Source organism: Bradyrhizobium campsiandrae (assembly GCF_014529705.1).
Lineage (GTDB): Bacteria > Pseudomonadota > Alphaproteobacteria > Rhizobiales > Xanthobacteraceae > Bradyrhizobium > Bradyrhizobium campsiandrae.
In genome coordinates this window covers 1-399 of sequence record NZ_JAANIH010000256.1, presented here as the reverse complement: position 1 = coordinate 399, position 399 = coordinate 1, and the positions used below count along the sequence as shown (strand labels likewise).

At 51.6% G+C, this 399-nt stretch carries 1 protein-coding gene; it reads left to right on the top strand.

Going from position 1 to position 399, the window contains the following annotated elements; all coding sequences use genetic code 11:
- Window positions 1-12: 12 nt before the first annotated feature.
- Window positions 13-399 (top strand): ABC transporter permease (locus G8O24_RS47335; protein WP_497717875.1); only part of this gene is annotated, 387 nt, incomplete at its 3' end.

Genomic DNA, 399 nt, shown 5'->3' with positions numbered 1-399 from the left:
GGAAATTGAATTATGAAAAAGACCATTTGGGGCAGGGTATACTTTGGCCTGGTGCTGCTGATCCTCTACCTGCCGATTTTTTACCTGATCTACTTTTCTTTCTCCAGCGGCTCCAGCATGGACCACTTCCGCCATTTTACCTGGGAGCACTACCAGACCTTGTTTGCTGACAAGCGCCTTTTGGCTATCTTGCTGGAGACGATCATGCTGGCTCTTTTGTCCAGCCTGGCGGCAACCGTCCTGGGGACTTTTGGGGCCATTGCCATCCAGCGCAGTAAGGAGGGCTACCGCAAGATCCTGCTCTCTTTTAACAATATCTTGATCGTGTCGCTCGACGTTGTTATCGGGGCCAGCTTCTTGATTCTTTTTACCGCCCTGGGCTTCAGCCTGGGCTTTTCC